Raw genomic sequence first — 17704 nt, 5'->3', positions numbered from 1 at the left:
TCAATTATTAATCATGTATACTTATAAATGATATATGAAATTGTATAATTTTTCTATATTTTTCATAAAAAAAGTGATCTCCCAAAAAGAGATCACTAATAAATACTTTTTTTATTTATTATTTTGTAGCAGCATTGTATAACTCGTCTACTTTTTCCCAATTTACAACATTCCAGAAAGCACTGATATAATCTGGACGTTTATTTTGATATTTAAGATAATAAGCATGTTCCCAAACATCTAAGCCTAAAATTGGAGTTTTTCCTTCAGTAATAGGGTTATCTTGATTTGGAGTAGTAACAATTTCTAATTTTCCATTATTTACTACTAACCAAGCCCAACCTGAACCAAAACGTGCTGCAGCTTTATCAGCGAATTCTTTTTTAAACTCATCTAAAGAACCCCATTGTTCTTTAATTTTATCAACTACAGTACCTTTTTCTTCAGAATTAGGAGTTAATAATTCCCAGAATAATGAGTGATTTAAATGACCTCCACCATTATTACGTACTGCTGTTTGAATATTTTCAGGTACACTATCTAAATTTGCAACAATTTCTTCAATTGATTTAGATTCTAAATCAGTACCTTCAACTGCAGAGTTTAATTTTGTAACATAAGTGTTATGATGTTTGTCATGATGAATTTCCATTGTTTCTTTGTCGATATGTGGTTCTAATGCATCTGCTGCATATGGTAAATTTGGTAATTCAAAAGCCATAAATAATCATCCTCCTAAATTATCTTCACATAAATCATAACAAGCTATATGATGTACAACAAATCATTTGCTTTAAATATTATTCACATAGTTGTCATATTTCTTATTATACTCTTTTTATATCTCATTTTAGTAGTTTTTAAACATTATATTTCAATATTGGTAAAAATTCAGACTTTTGACCTATAAAAAAACTGAGACGCTTATTTACGTCTCAGAACATATCTCATTTTAATTTATACCTTTATTATGGCAAGTTTCACATATACCATATACTTCTAATTTATGAGTATGAATATCTACATTAGGTAGAAATTGCTTAACTTGCTCAATTGGACAAAAATCTATTACTTTTGTATCTCCACAATTTTCACATATAAAATGATGATGATGGTGATTAGTACAAGCGATTCTAAATTTCATTTCTCCATCTAATTCTGTACTTTCAACAATATTTAAATCTTTAAAAAGATGAAGATTACGATAAATAGTATCAAAAGATATACCTGGATAATCATTGTCTAATTGTTGTTGTATATATTTAGCATTAATATATTTATCTTCATTAACAAAGATATTAATCATATCTTCTCTTTTCTTAGTATATTTTAACCCATTGTCTTTTAAAATTTTAATAGCGTCGTTTGTATTCATAATTTAATGCTCCTTTTTGGCAGTTCGTTTAGTTTTCTGTAGTAACATCGTTATTCCTAAAATTAGAACTAATAATACCACGATGACACCACCAGGAGATATATTAATATAAAATGCTAAGGTAAGTCCTAGAATGACAGAACATTCACCTATAATAATACTTAAGATAATCAACTGTTTAAATCCTTTAGTTAATCGCATTGCTATAGCTACAGGTAATGTAATTAATGCACTCACGAGTAAAATTCCTACTACTCTCATTGATGCAGAAATAACCATAGCAACAATCGTTATAAATAAAAACTGAATCCATTTTGGAATATTAATAACCTTACTATATTCCTCATCAAAAGATAAAATAAATAATTCTTTGTATAATAAAAGAATGAATAATAATACGACGATTGAAATGATCGTAATTGTGACTAAGTCACTTAAATTTACAGCACTAATTGATCCGAATAATAATCCAACAATTTCTTGATTGAACCCATCAGCTAGAGAAATAAAAATTGCGCTTAATGCAATTCCAGCACTCATTATAATTGGAATTGCAATTTCTTGATAGTTTGAATACGAAGTTCTTAATTTTTCTATAAGTAAAGCTCCAACTATTGCAAAGATTATACCAAACCACATAGGGTTTATAAATACTAATACTGGTGATAAGGTAATAATAAACATTCCAAACGAAATACCGCCTAGTGTGACGTGACTTAAAGCATCAGCAATTAATGATAATCGCCTTACCACTATAAATGCACCAATTAAAGGTGCAATAAAACCAATCAATATCCCACTTAAAAGTGAATATCTCATAAAATCAAAGTTTAACAATGCTTCAATCATGATATTCACCTCTTAATTCAATCCATATACTTATCATAATTAACTCCTATTTAAAATTATGCTTCACAGCATGAACGATTATGTTGATGATCAACAAATTTAATTGGATGACCATATATTTTTGAAATTTCAACTTCATCAAGAGACTTAAATTCTTCAGTAGAACCGTGGAAATGAAGATGTTTATTTAAGCAAGCGACTTTTGTAGCTGTGTCTACCACAACGCCTATATCATGAGTAACTAAAATAATCGTTATACCTTCTTCTTTTAAATGTTGCAAGGTGGCATAAAATTCATTCACATGTTTTGCATCAATCCCATTTGTCGGTTCGTCTAATACTAAGACAGATGGATTTGAAATTAAAGCGCGTGCAATTAGTACACGTTGTTGTTGTCCACCTGATAATTCTGCAATATTTTTATTCTTTAGATGATGAATATTTAAACGATGTAAGACATTATCTACTTGTTGTTCATCATTTTTATTAAACCACTGAAAAATTCTTTTCGTTTTAGTTAAACCACTTAAAACAACTTCTTTCACACTAGCAGGAAATCCTGCAGTAAAAGCATTGGCTTTTTGAGACACATAACTAATTTTTAATGCAGATTGAGTATTTTTTTTATAAGATTTCCCGTCAATGTATATTTCACCGCGTTGTAATGGTAATAAGCCAAGAATAACCTTTAAAAGAGTAGATTTTCCTGCTCCATTAGGACCAACAATTGCAAGAAAGTCACCTCTATTAATTCGGATATTAATGTTTTCTAATACTTGTTTATTATCAAAATAATAATCAATATTTTTTAATTCAAAAACAGGTTGATTCATCTTTTCACCTCGCTAAATACTATACAATTATATATGTTTTTTGTAAATAGTAATGTTTACGAATTAAAATAAGAGTAAGATAGTCTCTTTGTAGATTATGCTATCTTACTCTTATTTTAATTATTGATTCAATATTTTTTCTTTTAATTTAGGATCAAAAATTTGAGATTTTAACATTTCAATTTCAAAGCGATAAGGCGGCTTTTTATTTTTCTTATCTTCTCCTACATAAGGAGTTTCAAGGATTTTAGGAATGTCTTTAAAAGCTTCATGATGTACCACATTATTCAAGGCATCAAAACCAATATATCCAAATCCAATATTTTCATGTCGGTCTTTATGTGCACCTTGTTCATTTTTACTATCATTTACATGAACAACTTTAATACGGTCTATTCCAATAATTTTATCAAACTCATTCAAAACGCCATCAAAATCATTTTTGATATTATAACCAGCATCATGTGTATGACAGGTATCGAAGCAAATAGATAACCGATCGTTATGTGTCACACCATCAATAATGCGAGCAAGTTCTTCAAAACTACGTCCAATTTCTGTTCCTTTTCCAGCCATTGTTTCAAGTGCAATTCGTACATCATGATCATGTGTTAACACTTCATTTAATCCTTTAATAATCTGATTAATTCCTTTATCTGCACCAGCACCTACATGTGCACCTGGATGTAAGACAATATCTTTCGCTCCTAAAGCTTGCGTACGTTCAATCTCATTTTGAAGGAAATTAACACCTAATTCATAAACTTCAGGTTTCGTTGTATTTCCTATGTTTATTATGTAAGGAGCGTGTACAACAATATTTGATAAACCATATTGTTCCATAACTTTATGCCCTTTTTCAATATTTAAATCGTTTATACTTTTTCTTCTTGTATTTTGAGGTGCACCTGTATAAATCATAAATGTTGATTCACCAAATTGATGTGCTTCTTCGGCCGATCCTTCTAACATTTTTTTACCACTCATTGATACATGTGAGCCAATTAACATTTGTTTCACCTAACCTTTTTTATTGTTTTTTCGTTGTTGTCTACTACGTTGTTTACTGTATTGCTTTCTTTCTTGTCGTTTCATTCTTTCTACTTCTTGTTTAAATTTCTTTTTATAACCTGGTTTAACTTTATTTTTAGATTTACTTCTTACTTTATGTTTTACTTGATTTGTTAAATGATCATCTTTACGTTCGCGTTTATGACGTGTATTGTGCGCTTTGATTGGCTTAAGTTCTCCATTTTTAATATCAACATTATCAAAGTGGTAGCCTTTATCTTCAATAAGAGAAATATTATGTTCTTCATCTGGGCTATATAATGTTAGAGCCACGCCTTTATAATTTCCACGTCCTGTTCTACCCACTCTATGAGTAAAGAAATCAATATCATTAGGAACATCAAAATTCACTACATGACTAACGCCTTCAATATCAATTCCTCTTGAAGCTAAATCACTTGCAATAACATATTGGAAATCTAAATTCCGAATACGTTTCATTTGTTGTTTACGTTCTCTTGGTGTTAAACCGCCATGAATCATACCAACTTTAATGCCAGACTCATTAAGAGATTGAGCAAGTTCATTTGCATTTTCTCTACTGTTACAAAAAATAATACATAGATATGGATTTAGTATATCAATTAATTGCAAAGTTTTATCAACTTTTTCAGTTCCTTTAGTAGGAATCAAATAAAATTCAATATTTTTTTTATTTTGGGATTTGTTATCAACTACAACATATTCAGGGTGACTAAGATACTTATTTAAAAACGGTTCTAATGATTTTGGAATTGTTGCACTAAAGACTGCAATATTAGCATTTTCATCTAAACGAGCAGCAATATAATCAACATCTTCTATTAAGCCTAAATCAATGAGTAAATCTGCTTCATCGATAATTAAATATGATGCCTTATGAATATGCAAATGTCCACTCTGAGCTAAATCATTGATTCGTGTTGGTGTACCAATCACTAATTGAGGTTGTTGATTTGTTCGTTGTTTATCTTTCTCTATGTCAGTACCACCAATAAATAAACTTACTTTAATATCTGATTGAAAACTAGCTAGATGACTAGCCACTTTATACAATTGTTGTGCTAATTCACGAGTTGGTGCAACAACAATACTTTGAGGTTCTTTAATGTCAGTATTAATTAAATCTATTAAAGGTAATAAAAAGGCGTGTGATTTGCCAGTACCGGTTTGTGATTGACCAATTAAATTGGTTCCTTTTTTTATACGTGGAATAATTCTATTTTGAATTTCAGTAGGTTTATTAAAATTTAAATCTTTAACTGCATCAATAAGATTTGTATTTAAATTAAATATTTCAAATGGATGATTAGCCATTCATCTGACCTCCTTTGTATAGTTTTAAATATAATTAAATGGATCTGTATTTATTTCTGAAGCTTCTATATTAAACTGCTTACTCTCATTACTAAATAACCATTGTCCTAGTAAGCCTTTAAGTCCTTCTTTCATAACGTACTCACTATAATGATTGATATCTAATAAATGAATGCCATTAGTTTTAGCATCAAGTGCATCATGATGTTTTATGTCTCCAGTAACGAAAACATCTGCTCCCTTTTTAAAAGCACTAGTTTCAAAACCGATACCAGCACCTCCGATAATAGCAACTGTTTTAATTAACGCTTCTGAAGGACCTGTATAACGAACGCTAGGAATATTTAAATGTGCTTTAGCATATTTAGCAAAATGTTCTAAATTTAACGGCTCATTTAGTTCGCCTATTTTTCCAAGACCATAATTAGCAGATGTCGTCATCTTAATAAAATCATATACAGGTGTTTCATAAGGATGGTAATTAATAATTGCATTTTTAGCAATATTTAATTGATCTTTACGAATCATAAATTCTAGCTTCACTTCATTTACATATTCAATTCGATTTAGTTCTCCAATATGAGGGCGAGCCTCTCCAACTGGTTTGAATTGACCTTTACCTTTGGACTCAAAGAAACAATATTCATAATTCCCTTCTTTTGCTAAACCAATATTATTAATATGATATTTAAATGATTCTAGATTTTCTTCGGGAATGTAAGTTTGTACTTTATAGTAAAATGATTCTTCTTCATTTAAAAATCTAATATTAGTTAAATTTAATTTTTTTGCTAGCATCTCATTGACACCATCAATGTGATTATCTAAATTGGTGTGCAAAGCAATAAGTTGAATATCATTTTGAATAAGCATGTGTATTAATTTACCATATCCATCATTAACTAATGATTTAATACCTTTAAAAATTAAAGGGTGATGGGCAATAATTGTATTGTATCCTTTGCTAATTGCCTCTTCTATTACTTCCATTGTGCAATCTAATGCTGTCAAAATACCTGTTATCTCTTTAGTGTCATCTCCAATTAATAAACCCACATTATCCCAGCTTTCAGCAGTTTTAAGGGGAACGTGTTGGTCAATAATTGACATTAGTTCTTTAATTTTCATTATAGAGTACCTCTCTTATCATTGATATCTCTTCTTCAATCTCTTCTAGTCTCTCACGATGTTGTATTGGATTCAATTGATTACGAATATGCTCTAAAGCTGCTAACTCTCTTTCCCACTTTTTTATAAAAATACCGTTTTTATTATTTAAAAGAATAGGACCAAATTTAAGTGATTTTTTATTAAGAAGATTAAGATTTTCTTTCCATTCACTAACTACAATTTCATAGATATGTCCTTTTTCTTCTAAAATTTCTTCAGCGATAATATCATAATTAAGATGTTGAAGTGTCTTGCGTAAGGTTTCAGTTTGAATATTACTTTGCAAAATTAGACGTGGATGATGTGCAAGTTTATCTTTACCTTCATCTAATATTTTCGCTATTAAAGGTCCACCCATTCCACAAATTGTGATATTATCTACTTTATCTTTCTCAGTTAGTATACTAAGACCATCACCTAATCGAACATCGATATGTTGAGTAAGTTGATGCTGTGCTACATTCTTTTTAGCAGCTGTATAAGGTCCTTTGATTACTTCGCCAGCAATAGCATCATCGCATAGATGATGTTGTAATGCATAAATAGGTAAATAAGCGTGATCAGAACCGATATCAGCTAATGAATTACTTAATAAGTATTGGCTTACAACTTTTAATCGATGATTTAATGATATCATTGTTATCTCCTTTATTATAAAAAGAGGCTAGGACATAGTATTGTCTTAGCCTCAAGTTTCTTTATACATAACATCTATCGTTAACTCAGATTCACCATTAATCTTAGTCCATAAAATCTTTAAGACGCTTGCTACGACTTGGATGTCTTAATTTTCTAAGCGCTTTAGCTTCGATTTGACGAATACGTTCTCTTGTAACACCGAACACTTTACCCACTTCTTCTAATGTTCTAGTTCGTCCGTCATCAAGGCCAAATCTTAAACGTAAAACATTTTCTTCTCTATCAGTAAGTGTATCTAAAACGTCTTCTAATTGTTCTTTCAATAACTCATAAGCAGCATGGTCAGAAGGGCTTTGTGCTTCTTGATCTTCAATAAAGTCTCCTAAGTGACTGTCATCTTCTTCACCTATTGGCGTTTCTAAGGATACTGGCTCTTGAGCTATTTTAAGTATTTCGCGAACTTTTTCAGGTGGTAAATCCATTTCTTCACCAATTTCTTCAGGAGCAGGATCACGACCTAAGTCTTGTAATAATTGTCTTTGTACGCGAATAAGCTTATTAATAGTTTCAACCATATGCACAGGAATACGGATGGTACGAGCTTGGTCAGCAATAGCACGTGTAATGGCTTGTCTAATCCACCACGTAGCATAAGTAGAAAATTTAAATCCTTTACTAAAATCGAACTTTTCTACTGCTTTGATAAGACCCATATTCCCCTCTTGGATTAAGTCTAAGAAAAGCATACCACGACCAACATACCGTTTTGCAATACTTACAACTAATCGCAAGTTGGCTTCTGCAAGGCGAGATTTTGCTACTTCATCACCTTGTTCAATACGTTTAGCTAATTCAATTTCTTCTTGTGCACTAAGAAGATTTACACGTCCAATTTCTTTTAAGTACATTCTTACAGGATCATTAATTTTAACACCTGGAGGCGCACTTAAGTCATTTGGATTTAATTTTTCATCTGTATCTGAACTATCTTTTTCATTTACTAAACTAATATCGTTATCATTTAGTTGGTCAAAGAAATCATCCATTTGGTCGGAATCCATGTCAAAATTTTGCAGCTTTTCAGCAATTTCTTCATGACTTAGATGACCTTCCTTTTTACCTTTTTCAATTAATTGTTTTTTAACATCTTCTAATGTTAAAGTCGGATCAATTGTTTGTTTTTTGATTTTAACTTGGTTATCAGACATGAAAAGGCCTCCCAATCGTATTTTAAGCTTTCAATTAAGATATTTAATTATATAATAAATTATTATAATAAGAAAAGTATATTTTATAATAAACATGAAATATTATCATTCTATAGGTAATAAAAATGATATCCTTATTTCATAAATATTTAACTTACTATTTGTCTACCCTTTAAAAAAGCATAATAACCATTATACAGTAATGGTTATTAAATATAAATACTATATTAAAAGTTTAATATTTGTTTATATTTTTTAAATTTAAATGTTCATCTACATGCGTTGCTTATTTTTATCAACTATCATTTGTAAATAATATTTTTGAGATTCTACGTCACCAATTCTAAGTGCTTCTTTTAATTTATGATTAAGTTCTTCAATAGAATCTTCATATTTGTTTTCATTTAAGGTTGAGATATATTCTTCAATTTCTAAATCATAAGGTTCTCGATTTAATTCATAATCATCAAGCTGTATAATTGCTTCTCTAATATCTTTATCTTCAATGTATAATATTAAATCACTAATCGAATAGTAATCATTTTCAGAATAATAATCGGTTAGCGCTTTAAAAATACTTTGGAAATATTTATTCGTAAAATCATTTGCTTCAAGTTGTCGATTATAATTTAGAAATACATCTTTATCCATCATAAAATGTTTTAATAAAGCTCTTTGTGCTTTTTCACTTTTGTTTAAATGTGTAAAAACAATGTTTAAATTTTGAGAATTTGAATTCGAGTTATCATTGGTATTTCCAATATAGTCTTCTTCATATGAGATAAATTCAGGTTGTTGATGTACATTGGACATAATAGTATTGGCATCAATATTGAAAATGTCAGCTACGTCATTCACAATTTTATTTTTTAATATTGAAGATCTGACAAATGAAATATCTTCAGTAATCTCTTTAAAGTGACGCTCATAAGCTAGATCATTATTTTCAATTTCTTCTCGATAGAATTGAACTTTGTAAATAATAAACGATTTCTTCTCATTATTTAAAAATTCTATAAATTTTTCTTTACCGAATTTAACTATATATTCATCGGGATCCATGTTTTTTGGTAATTGTACTACAAATACATTTAATCCATGTTTCAGTAAATGTTCTCCAGTTTTTAAAGTGGCCTCTTGACCAGCAAAGTCTCCATCAAACATTAAAGTTATATTAGAGGTTAATTTTTTTAAAACTGTCATGTGATCTTCTGATAATGCTGTACCCATACTTGCTACCACTGTTTTTAATCCAGCGTAATCAGCTTTAATTACATCCATAAATCCTTCTAACAACATTACTTCATCATTTTTTCTAATTGATTTTCTTGCGTTATCAAGATTATAAAGTAATCGTCTTTTTTGAAAAATCGGTGTCTCAGGACTATTTAAATACTTAGGTTCTTGATTGTTATAAGTTCTACCAGAAAAACCGACAATTCTTCCTTGAGCATTTTTTAAAGGAAACATGATGCGATCTCTAAAACGATCGTAGTAACTAAAATTTTCTTCGTTACGTGATAACAAACCAGCTTCATAAGCTAGTTCTATGTCATATCCTTTTTGTTTTAAAAAGTCATGACAAAAGTGAGCGTTATTAGGGGCATACCCTATTCCACGAGATTTTATTAATTCTTCAGTGAAACCACGATTTACGAGATAATTTAAAGCTTCTTCACCTTCTACTGATTTCATTAATGCATACATATAATATTCATTAATTAATTCATGCATTTCAATCATTTTTAAGTCTTCAGATGCTATTTGAGTTGTAGAGGGATTAGAATGACCAATATCTACTTTTATATTAACGCGTTCTCCAAGTTCTTGTACTGCTTCTACGAATGAAATGTCCTTAATGTCTTGAATAAATTGAAAAACATTTCCACCTTTTTTACAACCAAAGCAATGGCATATTTGTTTATCTTCAGAAACTGTAAAAGAAGGTGTTTTTTCATCATGAAAAGGACACAAACCAATGTAATTGCGTCCTCTTTTTTCTAATTTCACATATTCACTTACTAAATCTAAAATATCTGTTTTTTCCTTTATTTCGTTAATTACAGACTGTTCTATACGCAATATATATCACCTATTAAATAGTAGTCATAATATTATACACTTTTATAAAAGGTTTTTAAATATTTATGCTTTACTTTCAATAATTTGTATAACATCATTTGCTGTTTCTTCAATAGCCTTATCAGATACATCAATAACAGGGCATCCTATTTTTTCGACAATTTTTTCAAAATATTGAATTTCTTCTTTAATTCTATCTTCAGTCGCATATCTAGCATGTTCACCTAATCCTAATTGTTTAAGTCGTTGTTTTCTTATTAAATTAAGTTTATCTTCACTAATCTTTAATGCTATACATTTAGTTGGATTAATTTTAAATAATTCGTCTGGTGGCGTTACCTCTGGAACTAGAGGAATGTTCATTACTTTATAGCTTTTGTGCGCTAAATACTGAGATAGAGGCGTCTTAGAAGTTCTTGAAATGCCAATTAAAACAATATCTGCCTTAGGTAATCCTTTCGCATCTTTACCATCATCGTATTTTACCGCAAATTCGATTGCATCTATTTTTTTGAAATAGGCATCGTCTAATTTATGAACTCTGCCTGGCTGATTATACGGCTCCTCATCATGCGTTTGATTAAGTAGTGTCATTAGAGGACCCATTATATCAACAGCTTTTAAAGAGAAATCGTCTACTTTTTTCTTCATATATGCTTTAATTTCTGGTTCTACTAACGTATATACAATAATTGCATTTTTATCTATAGCGACCTGTATAACTTCATCTATATCCTTAAAGGTTTCTATATAAGGATATCTCAAAAAACCATGTTTACAAGCTTTAGGATTAAATTGAGCGACGCAAGCACTAGCAACCAACTCAGCTGTATCTCCTATTGAATCAGATGCAATGATTATCTTTATATTTTCCATTGTTTATCACCTATTCTTTAAATAATGAAACAAATAATTTTGTTATTGTTGTTTTAGATATTCTACCTACAACTTTATATTTACTATTTTCTTTTTTTCTAACGACGGGAATTGAATCAATTTCCTTATCTATCATTTGACTTGCAGCATAGATGACGAGGTCTTCTTCTTTTAAATAAACAATATTAGGCATACGTGACATGATGATACTTATAGGCATAGTATGAATATCTTGACCAATCATAGAGGCACGTAACAAATCTTTTCGCGAGCTCACACCAATCAATTCATCTTTTTGATTAGTAATAAATAATGTTCCTGTATCTTCTAAAAATATAGTACATATAGCATCATAAATTGTCGTATCTTCTTTAACGATAACAGGTAGAGACATATGATCTTTTATTATATATTGACGTAAATGATCACTGATTAATTTATTCTTGGATTTACCTGAATAATAATAACCCACACGTGGTCTAGCTTCAATAAAACCAGACATAGTTAAAATAGCTAAATCAGGACGTAAAGTAGCACGAGTTAAATTAAGCTTATCTGCTATATGTTCACCTGTTATCGGGCCACCATCCTTAACTATTTCAATTATTTGTTCTTGTCTTTTACTTAATTCTATAGGTCTTCACCCCTTTTAATTTCATGTTTTATTATACCTATTTATATATATACCTACAAATACATATAAATCCTTGCTATTAAATTTTCTATGAATTAAAATATGATTAAGCGAGTTAAGGTTGGTGGAAGCTTAACATTTTAAAAATTGGCTTATCAATATCATTACATAAAAGCGAGTGTCTACACTAATTTGGGTGGAACCGCGGGTTATTTTGTTAACACTATATATTTATATAGATGAATTATTAACTCGTCCCAAGATAATAATAAGTATTGTTTTATATTTATTTATTGTCTTGGGACGTTTTTATTTTAAAAGGAGAGATAATATGGTTAAAGATATGGATACTATTGTATCACTAGCTAAACATAGAGGATTTGTATTCCCAGGTAGTGATATTTACGGTGGTTTATCTAATACATGGGATTATGGTCCATTAGGTGTTGAATTAAAAAATAATATTAAAAAAGCATGGTGGCAAAAATTCATTACTCAATCACCATACAATGTTGGGATTGATGCTGCAATTTTAATGAATCCAAAAACTTGGGAAGCATCTGGTCATTTAGGTAATTTTAATGACCCAATGATTGATAATAAAGATAGTAAAATTCGCTATCGTGCAGATAAATTAATCGAAGACTATATGCAAAATGAAAAAGGTGATGAAAATTTCATTGCTGATGGCTTAAGTTTTGAAGAAATGAAACGCATCATCGATGATGAAGGTATTGTATGTCCAGTAAGTGGTACTGCTAATTGGACAGATATTCGTCAATTTAACTTAATGTTTAAAACATTCCAAGGTGTTACTGAGGGCTCTACTAATGAACTATTTTTACGTCCAGAAACTGCTCAAGGTATTTTCGTAAACTATAAAAACGTTCAACGTTCAATGCGTAAAAAATTACCATTTGGTATTGGTCAAATCGGTAAATCATTCCGTAATGAAATCACGCCTGGTAACTTTATTTTTAGAACAAGAGAATTTGAACAAATGGAATTAGAATTCTTCTGTAAACCTGGTGAAGAAATTGAATGGCAAAATTACTGGAAAACATTTGCAAGTCAATGGTTAAAAGATTTAAACATCAATGAAGAAAATATGAGATTACGTGACCATGATGAAGAAGAATTATCTCACTATTCTAATGCGACTACAGATATTGAATATAAATTCCCATTTGGTTGGGGCGAATTATGGGGTATTGCAAGCCGTACTGATTTTGACTTGAAAAAGCACAGTGAACATTCTGGCGAGGATTTCAGATATCATGATCCAGAAACAAATGAGAAATATATTCCATATTGTATTGAACCTTCTTTAGGGGCAGATCGTGTTACATTAGCTTTCTTATGTGATGCTTATGATGAAGAAGGCGTTGAAGGTAGTAAAGATGCTCGTACAGTAATGCATTTCCACCCTGCTTTAGCCCCATATAAAGCTGCTATTTTACCATTAAGTAAAAAATTATCTGAAGAAGCAATTAAAATCTTTGAACAATTAAGTTCTAAGTTTTCTGTTGATTTTGATGAATCACAATCAATTGGTAAGCGTTATCGTCGTCAAGATGAGATCGGTACTCCTTACTGTATTACATTTGATTTCGATTCATTAGAAGATAATCAAGTTACAGTACGTGATAGAGATTCTATGGAACAAGTTCGTATGCCAATCTCAGAATTAGAAACATTCTTAGCTGAAAAAGTTAAGTTTTAATATAACAAGAACCCACTTATTACTTGCTATGAGTAATAAGTGGGTTCTTTTAATTAATTTAAACATTGTATATTATTCTAATCGCTTAAGTTGATTAATTAATTTTTGACCTTTAAAGTACATGCCAGCATATTCTCTATACAGCATTATCATTAATTCTGACATTTCATCTAATAAAGCTTGGTTAATATTAAAATGATTCATTTTATCAATTGGCAACTTTTGTAAAATATCCAATAAATAAAATGTTTTATTGGATAGCTTTAATGCATAAGGATCATTATTTAATACAGTTTCTGAGATTGTCCCGTCATATTTAAAACTGTAAGCAATAAGCTTAGATTGATCAGTATCACCAGTAATTGCACAATAATTGAAAAATGCGCCAAAACCAAATTTATTCATACATTTCAATAATACGATAATCGACATTAATTGAGCAGAATTACCTTCTGAAATTTTATTGAGTACAAATTCTAATAACTTATAATGATATAGAGAAACTTCATCTGGTTCTAATGATCGATCTATTGCTTCGACACATAAAGTCGCATAACTACTATCAAAAATATCTAATCGTAATTGATAATATTGGTTTATGACATCAATAGAACTGAGCGTCCCCATACCTTTCCATTTATTATAAATAAATAAGCCATACACAAAGAGTTGTGTATGAGCTTGCAAGCCGGTTTTAGATTTCTTAGCACGTCTTACCATAATAGGAATTTTAGCACCATGCTCGTTTAATATTGTAATAATTTTATCGGATTCACCATAATCTACTGATTTTATGATAATTCCTTTTTGTTTTTCTAACAATGCATCTCACCGGCTTTCCTATTAATTTAAACGTTAATCTTGATCTTCAACATATCCCATTTGACGAATAAAGTTTACTTTATTTCTCCAATCTTTCTGAACTTTTACCCATAATTCAAGGTAAACTTTTGATCCGAGAAGCATTTCAATATCGCGTCGAGCTCTTTTACCAACTTCTTTAAGTTTTTTCCCACCCTTACCTATAACAATTCCTTTTTGAGAATCACGTTCAACAAAAATAGTTGCTTCAATTCTTACTCTTTCTTCACTTTCCTTAATCATTCTGTCTACATTTACCCCTATTGCATGTGGGATTTCTTCACTTGTTAAATGTAAGATTTTTTCTCTAATAATCTCGCCTACTACAAATTGTTCTGGATGATCCGATATTTGATCATCAGGGTAATATTTTGGACCTTCAGGTAAATAATCTTTAAGTACATCGATAAAATGATCCACATTCAATCCCTCAAGTGCCGAAATTGGCACGATTTCAGTAAAATTCATATAGGTTTTATATTTTTCAATCTTAGGCATAAGTGCATCTGGATGAACTAAATCAATTTTATTTAACACTAGAAATACCGGTGTTTTAACATTTTTCAGCATTTCCATTATATATTCATCACCACGACCAATATCTTCATTTACATTTACCATAAACATAATAGCATCGATTTCTGATAGCGTATTTTTAGCTACACGCATCATATAATCTCCTAATTTATGCTTAGGTTTATGAATGCCTGGTGTATCTAAGAAAATGATTTGAGCATCTTCTCTTGTCATTACTCCCTGAATTTTATTTCTTGTTGTTTGAGCTTTATCTGACATAATTGCAATTTTATGTCCAATGACTCTATTCATAAATGTGGATTTTCCCACATTCGGTCTCCCTATAATAGATACAAATCCTGATTTGTGTTCTGTCATTTATTCTAAATCCTTTCCTGAAAAGCCGTGAGGTAATAGTTCTGCTACAGTTGATTTAATCATCTCACCCTTATGATTTGTCATATACACAGGCATGTCGTCATCACAGAGTTCTTTTAATACTTGACGACATGTTCCACAAGGTGATGACGGATGTTCAGCGTCAACGGTAACTGTTATTGATTCAAAATCTCCTGGTCGATAGCCTTCTGAAATTGCAGCTACTAAACTAGATCGTTCTGCGCAAATCGTTGCTGGATAAGCTGCATTTTCAACATTTGCTCCATAAAAATGACGACCGTCTTTTGTTTTTAAATATGCACCTACTTTAAAATGACTATACGGTACATAAGCACGTTGTTGAGCTTTTCTAACTTCTTGAAAATAATGTGATTGATAACTCATTTTATTGTCCCCTTAAAAAAAGATGTGAGGTATAAAAATAATTAAACCTATAATTAGTGCAAAGATTGAAACAACCATAACACTAAAGGCGGCAATATCTTTAGCTTGTTTAGCTAATTCATGATAGTCAGAAGTAACTAAATCTACGACGCATTCTATAGCCGTATTCACAGCTTCAAGCGTAAGTACCAAAGTGATGCTTAATAAAACAAACAACCATTCTACAGTTGAAAGTCTTACGATAATTCCTAAAATGATAGCTATGAATGCGAAGATTAAGTGTATTAGATAATTGTGATCTTTTTGAAGAAGTGTTTTTAAACCATCAAAGGTGTATTTAAATCGTTTTAAAAATTTAATCTCTAGTCAATCCGTATGCATTTAAAATTTCTTTTTGACGTCCAAACATTTCTTTTTCATCTTCTTCATTCATATGATCATAACCTAATAAGTGTAAAAAACCATGTAAAGCTAAAAAACCAAGTTCTCTTTCAAATGAATGATTATAAGATTCAGCTTGTTCCTTAGCTACATCAGTACAAATAATAATATCTCCTAATACTCTAGGAATATCTAAACCAATAATATCTGGTTCATCTTCTTCAAGTGCAAAAGAAATAACATCAGTCACTTTATCTTTATCTCGATAATTTTTATTTATTTCTTGAATTTCATCTTTATCTACAAAAGTAACTGACAATTCAGCATCTTCATGAATGTTTTCTTTTTCTTTAGCAAAGTTAATTAAGTCTTCAATTTGATGATACCATTTATCTTTAACTAAGTTTGTATGATCATTGAAATCAATCGTAAACATTTAATTGTCTCCTTCATAACGTTCGATAATTTTACTTACTAATGGGTGTCGTACTACATCACTTTGATCTAGTTCCATAATATTTATTCCTTTAACACCACGAAGGTTCTTAATAGCTTCTTTTAATCCACTTTTAACACCTTTTGGTAAGTCAATTTGAGTTTGGTCTCCAGTTACAACCATTTTTGAACCAAATCCTAGACGAGTTAAAAACATTTTCATTTGTGCATGTGTTGTATTTTGAGCTTCATCTAAAATGACAAATGCATCATCTAGAGTTCTACCCCTCATATACGCTAAGGGAGCAATTTCAATTGTACCTCGTTCAATAAATCGTGCTGTTTGTTCTCTACCTAGGACAGTATTTAAACCATCATAAAGAGGTCTTAAATATGGATCAACTTTTTCTTTTAAGTCTCCTGGTAAGAAACCTAATGATTCACCAGCTTCTACAGCTGGTCTTGTTAAAACAATTCTTTTTACAGTTCCTTTTCTTAATTGTTTTGCAGCATAAACAACTGCAAGGAAAGTTTTACCTGTTCCAGCAGGACCTATACCAAATACCAAATCATTACGTTTCATAGCATTAATATAAAGACGTTGCCCCATTGTTTTTGCACGAATTGTTTTACCAAAGGCATCTTTAGTAATCTCTTCATCATATAAATCCAATAGATATTGAATAGTATCATTTTTAGCCATCTTTATGGCAGCCTCAACATCCTTTAATGTAATTGAATGTCCTAACTCAATTACCTTTAATAAATTTTTAAGAACTAATTCTGCTTTTTCAACATGCTCTAATACTTGACCTTTTACTGCAATTTCTTGCCCACGAGCATGTATGATAACATCAAATGCTTCTTCAATCGACTTTAAGTGTTCATCATTATTACCAATTAAAGCTTGAGAATGATTGATGTTATCTATTTGAATTATTCCTGGCATAAAAGCGCTCCTTTTCACATAAA

General features: G+C 30.2%; 19 protein-coding genes. 1 reads left to right on the top strand and 18 read right to left on the bottom strand.

Annotated elements, in window-relative coordinates; genetic code table 11:
• Window positions 1-118: 118 nt before the first annotated feature.
• The 12 genes from BDW25_RS00695 to ccpN all read right to left on the bottom strand — a co-directional run bounded on the left by BDW25_RS00695 (window position 119) and on the right by ccpN (window position 12033).
• The gene (locus BDW25_RS00695) at window positions 119-721 is read right to left on the bottom strand and encodes a superoxide dismutase (protein ID WP_002449767.1); all 603 of its coding nucleotides are present in this window, start codon (window positions 719-721) and stop codon (window positions 119-121) included.
• Between the two features lie 231 nt (window positions 722-952).
• Window positions 953-1375, bottom strand: a complete 423-nt coding sequence (locus tag BDW25_RS00690; protein ID WP_002455286.1) for a Fur family transcriptional regulator — start codon at window positions 1373-1375, stop codon at window positions 953-955.
• Between the two features lie 3 nt (window positions 1376-1378).
• Entirely contained in the window at window positions 1379-2224 is an 846-nt protein-coding gene (locus BDW25_RS00685; protein WP_002449745.1) for a metal ABC transporter permease, read from the bottom strand.
• A 56-nt stretch (window positions 2225-2280) separates the two neighbouring features.
• Window positions 2281-3057 carry a metal ABC transporter ATP-binding protein gene (locus tag BDW25_RS00680; protein WP_002455284.1) on the bottom strand — a complete coding sequence of 259 codons (777 nt, stop codon included), beginning with the start codon at window positions 3055-3057 and terminating at the stop codon, window positions 2281-2283.
• A gap of 120 nt (window positions 3058-3177) precedes the next feature.
• A complete protein-coding gene (locus BDW25_RS00675) occupies window positions 3178-4068 on the bottom strand; it encodes a deoxyribonuclease IV (RefSeq protein WP_002449740.1) in 891 nt (296 codons plus the stop codon).
• Between the two features lie 9 nt (window positions 4069-4077).
• Window positions 4078-5424, bottom strand: a complete 1347-nt coding sequence (locus tag BDW25_RS00670) for a DEAD/DEAH box helicase (protein ID WP_002449896.1) — start codon at window positions 5422-5424, stop codon at window positions 4078-4080.
• Between the two features lie 24 nt (window positions 5425-5448).
• Window positions 5449-6552 (bottom strand): Nif3-like dinuclear metal center hexameric protein, encoded by a 1104-nt coding sequence (locus tag BDW25_RS00665; protein WP_002455282.1) that lies wholly within the window; start codon window positions 6550-6552, stop codon window positions 5449-5451.
• The gene (locus BDW25_RS00660) at window positions 6542-7231 is read right to left on the bottom strand and encodes a tRNA (adenine(22)-N(1))-methyltransferase (RefSeq protein ID WP_002449878.1); all 690 of its coding nucleotides are present in this window, start codon (window positions 7229-7231) and stop codon (window positions 6542-6544) included. The genes BDW25_RS00665 and BDW25_RS00660 overlap by 11 nt, the downstream gene beginning before the upstream one ends.
• A gap of 103 nt (window positions 7232-7334) precedes the next feature.
• A complete protein-coding gene (gene rpoD, locus BDW25_RS00655; protein ID WP_002449793.1) occupies window positions 7335-8441 on the bottom strand; it encodes an RNA polymerase sigma factor RpoD in 1107 nt (368 codons plus the stop codon).
• A 273-nt stretch (window positions 8442-8714) separates the two neighbouring features.
• On the bottom strand, window positions 8715-10523 hold the full coding sequence (dnaG, locus tag BDW25_RS00650) for a DNA primase (protein ID WP_133944643.1): 1809 nt from the start codon (window positions 10521-10523) through the stop codon (window positions 8715-8717).
• 63 nt (window positions 10524-10586) lie between these two features.
• Window positions 10587-11399 carry a pyruvate, water dikinase regulatory protein gene (locus tag BDW25_RS00645; protein WP_002449751.1) on the bottom strand — a complete coding sequence of 271 codons (813 nt, stop codon included), beginning with the start codon at window positions 11397-11399 and terminating at the stop codon, window positions 10587-10589.
• Window positions 11400-11409: 10 nt separating this feature from the next.
• On the bottom strand, window positions 11410-12033 hold the full coding sequence (gene ccpN, locus BDW25_RS00640; RefSeq protein WP_071860142.1) for a transcriptional regulator CcpN: 624 nt from the start codon (window positions 12031-12033) through the stop codon (window positions 11410-11412).
• A 331-nt stretch (window positions 12034-12364) separates the two neighbouring features.
• Here ccpN and BDW25_RS00635 point away from each other — a divergent pair, with 331 nt between their 5' ends.
• Window positions 12365-13756 (top strand): glycine--tRNA ligase, encoded by a 1392-nt coding sequence (locus BDW25_RS00635; protein ID WP_002449775.1) that lies wholly within the window; start codon window positions 12365-12367, stop codon window positions 13754-13756.
• 72 nt (window positions 13757-13828) lie between these two features.
• On the opposite strand, the gene recO is transcribed toward BDW25_RS00635, so the two are convergent.
• From recO to BDW25_RS00605, 6 genes are read right to left on the bottom strand one after another with little or no spacing between them, the layout of a single operon-like run.
• A complete protein-coding gene (recO, locus tag BDW25_RS00630) occupies window positions 13829-14578 on the bottom strand; it encodes a DNA repair protein RecO (protein ID WP_049336087.1) in 750 nt (249 codons plus the stop codon).
• A 33-nt stretch (window positions 14579-14611) separates the two neighbouring features.
• Window positions 14612-15511: a GTPase Era gene (era, locus tag BDW25_RS00625; protein WP_071860141.1), complete on the bottom strand. Its 900-nt coding sequence runs from the start codon at window positions 15509-15511 to the stop codon at window positions 14612-14614.
• The gene (gene cdd / locus BDW25_RS00620) at window positions 15512-15916 is read right to left on the bottom strand and encodes a cytidine deaminase (protein ID WP_002455278.1); all 405 of its coding nucleotides are present in this window, start codon (window positions 15914-15916) and stop codon (window positions 15512-15514) included.
• A 12-nt stretch (window positions 15917-15928) separates the two neighbouring features.
• On the bottom strand, window positions 15929-16276 hold the full coding sequence (locus tag BDW25_RS00615) for a diacylglycerol kinase family protein (protein ID WP_037554417.1): 348 nt from the start codon (window positions 16274-16276) through the stop codon (window positions 15929-15931).
• A complete protein-coding gene (gene ybeY, locus BDW25_RS00610) occupies window positions 16272-16733 on the bottom strand; it encodes an rRNA maturation RNase YbeY (RefSeq protein ID WP_002455276.1) in 462 nt (153 codons plus the stop codon). Before ybeY ends, BDW25_RS00615 begins: the two co-directional genes overlap by 5 nt.
• Window positions 16734-17681: a PhoH family protein gene (locus BDW25_RS00605; RefSeq protein WP_002449734.1), complete on the bottom strand. Its 948-nt coding sequence runs from the start codon at window positions 17679-17681 to the stop codon at window positions 16734-16736.
• Between the last annotated feature and the right edge of the window lie 23 nt (window positions 17682-17704).

The organism is Staphylococcus sp. AtDRG32 (genome assembly GCF_004365845.1).
Taxonomy (GTDB): Bacteria; Bacillota; Bacilli; order Staphylococcales; family Staphylococcaceae; genus Staphylococcus; species Staphylococcus hominis.
This window is presented reverse-complemented; position numbering and strand designations above follow the sequence as displayed.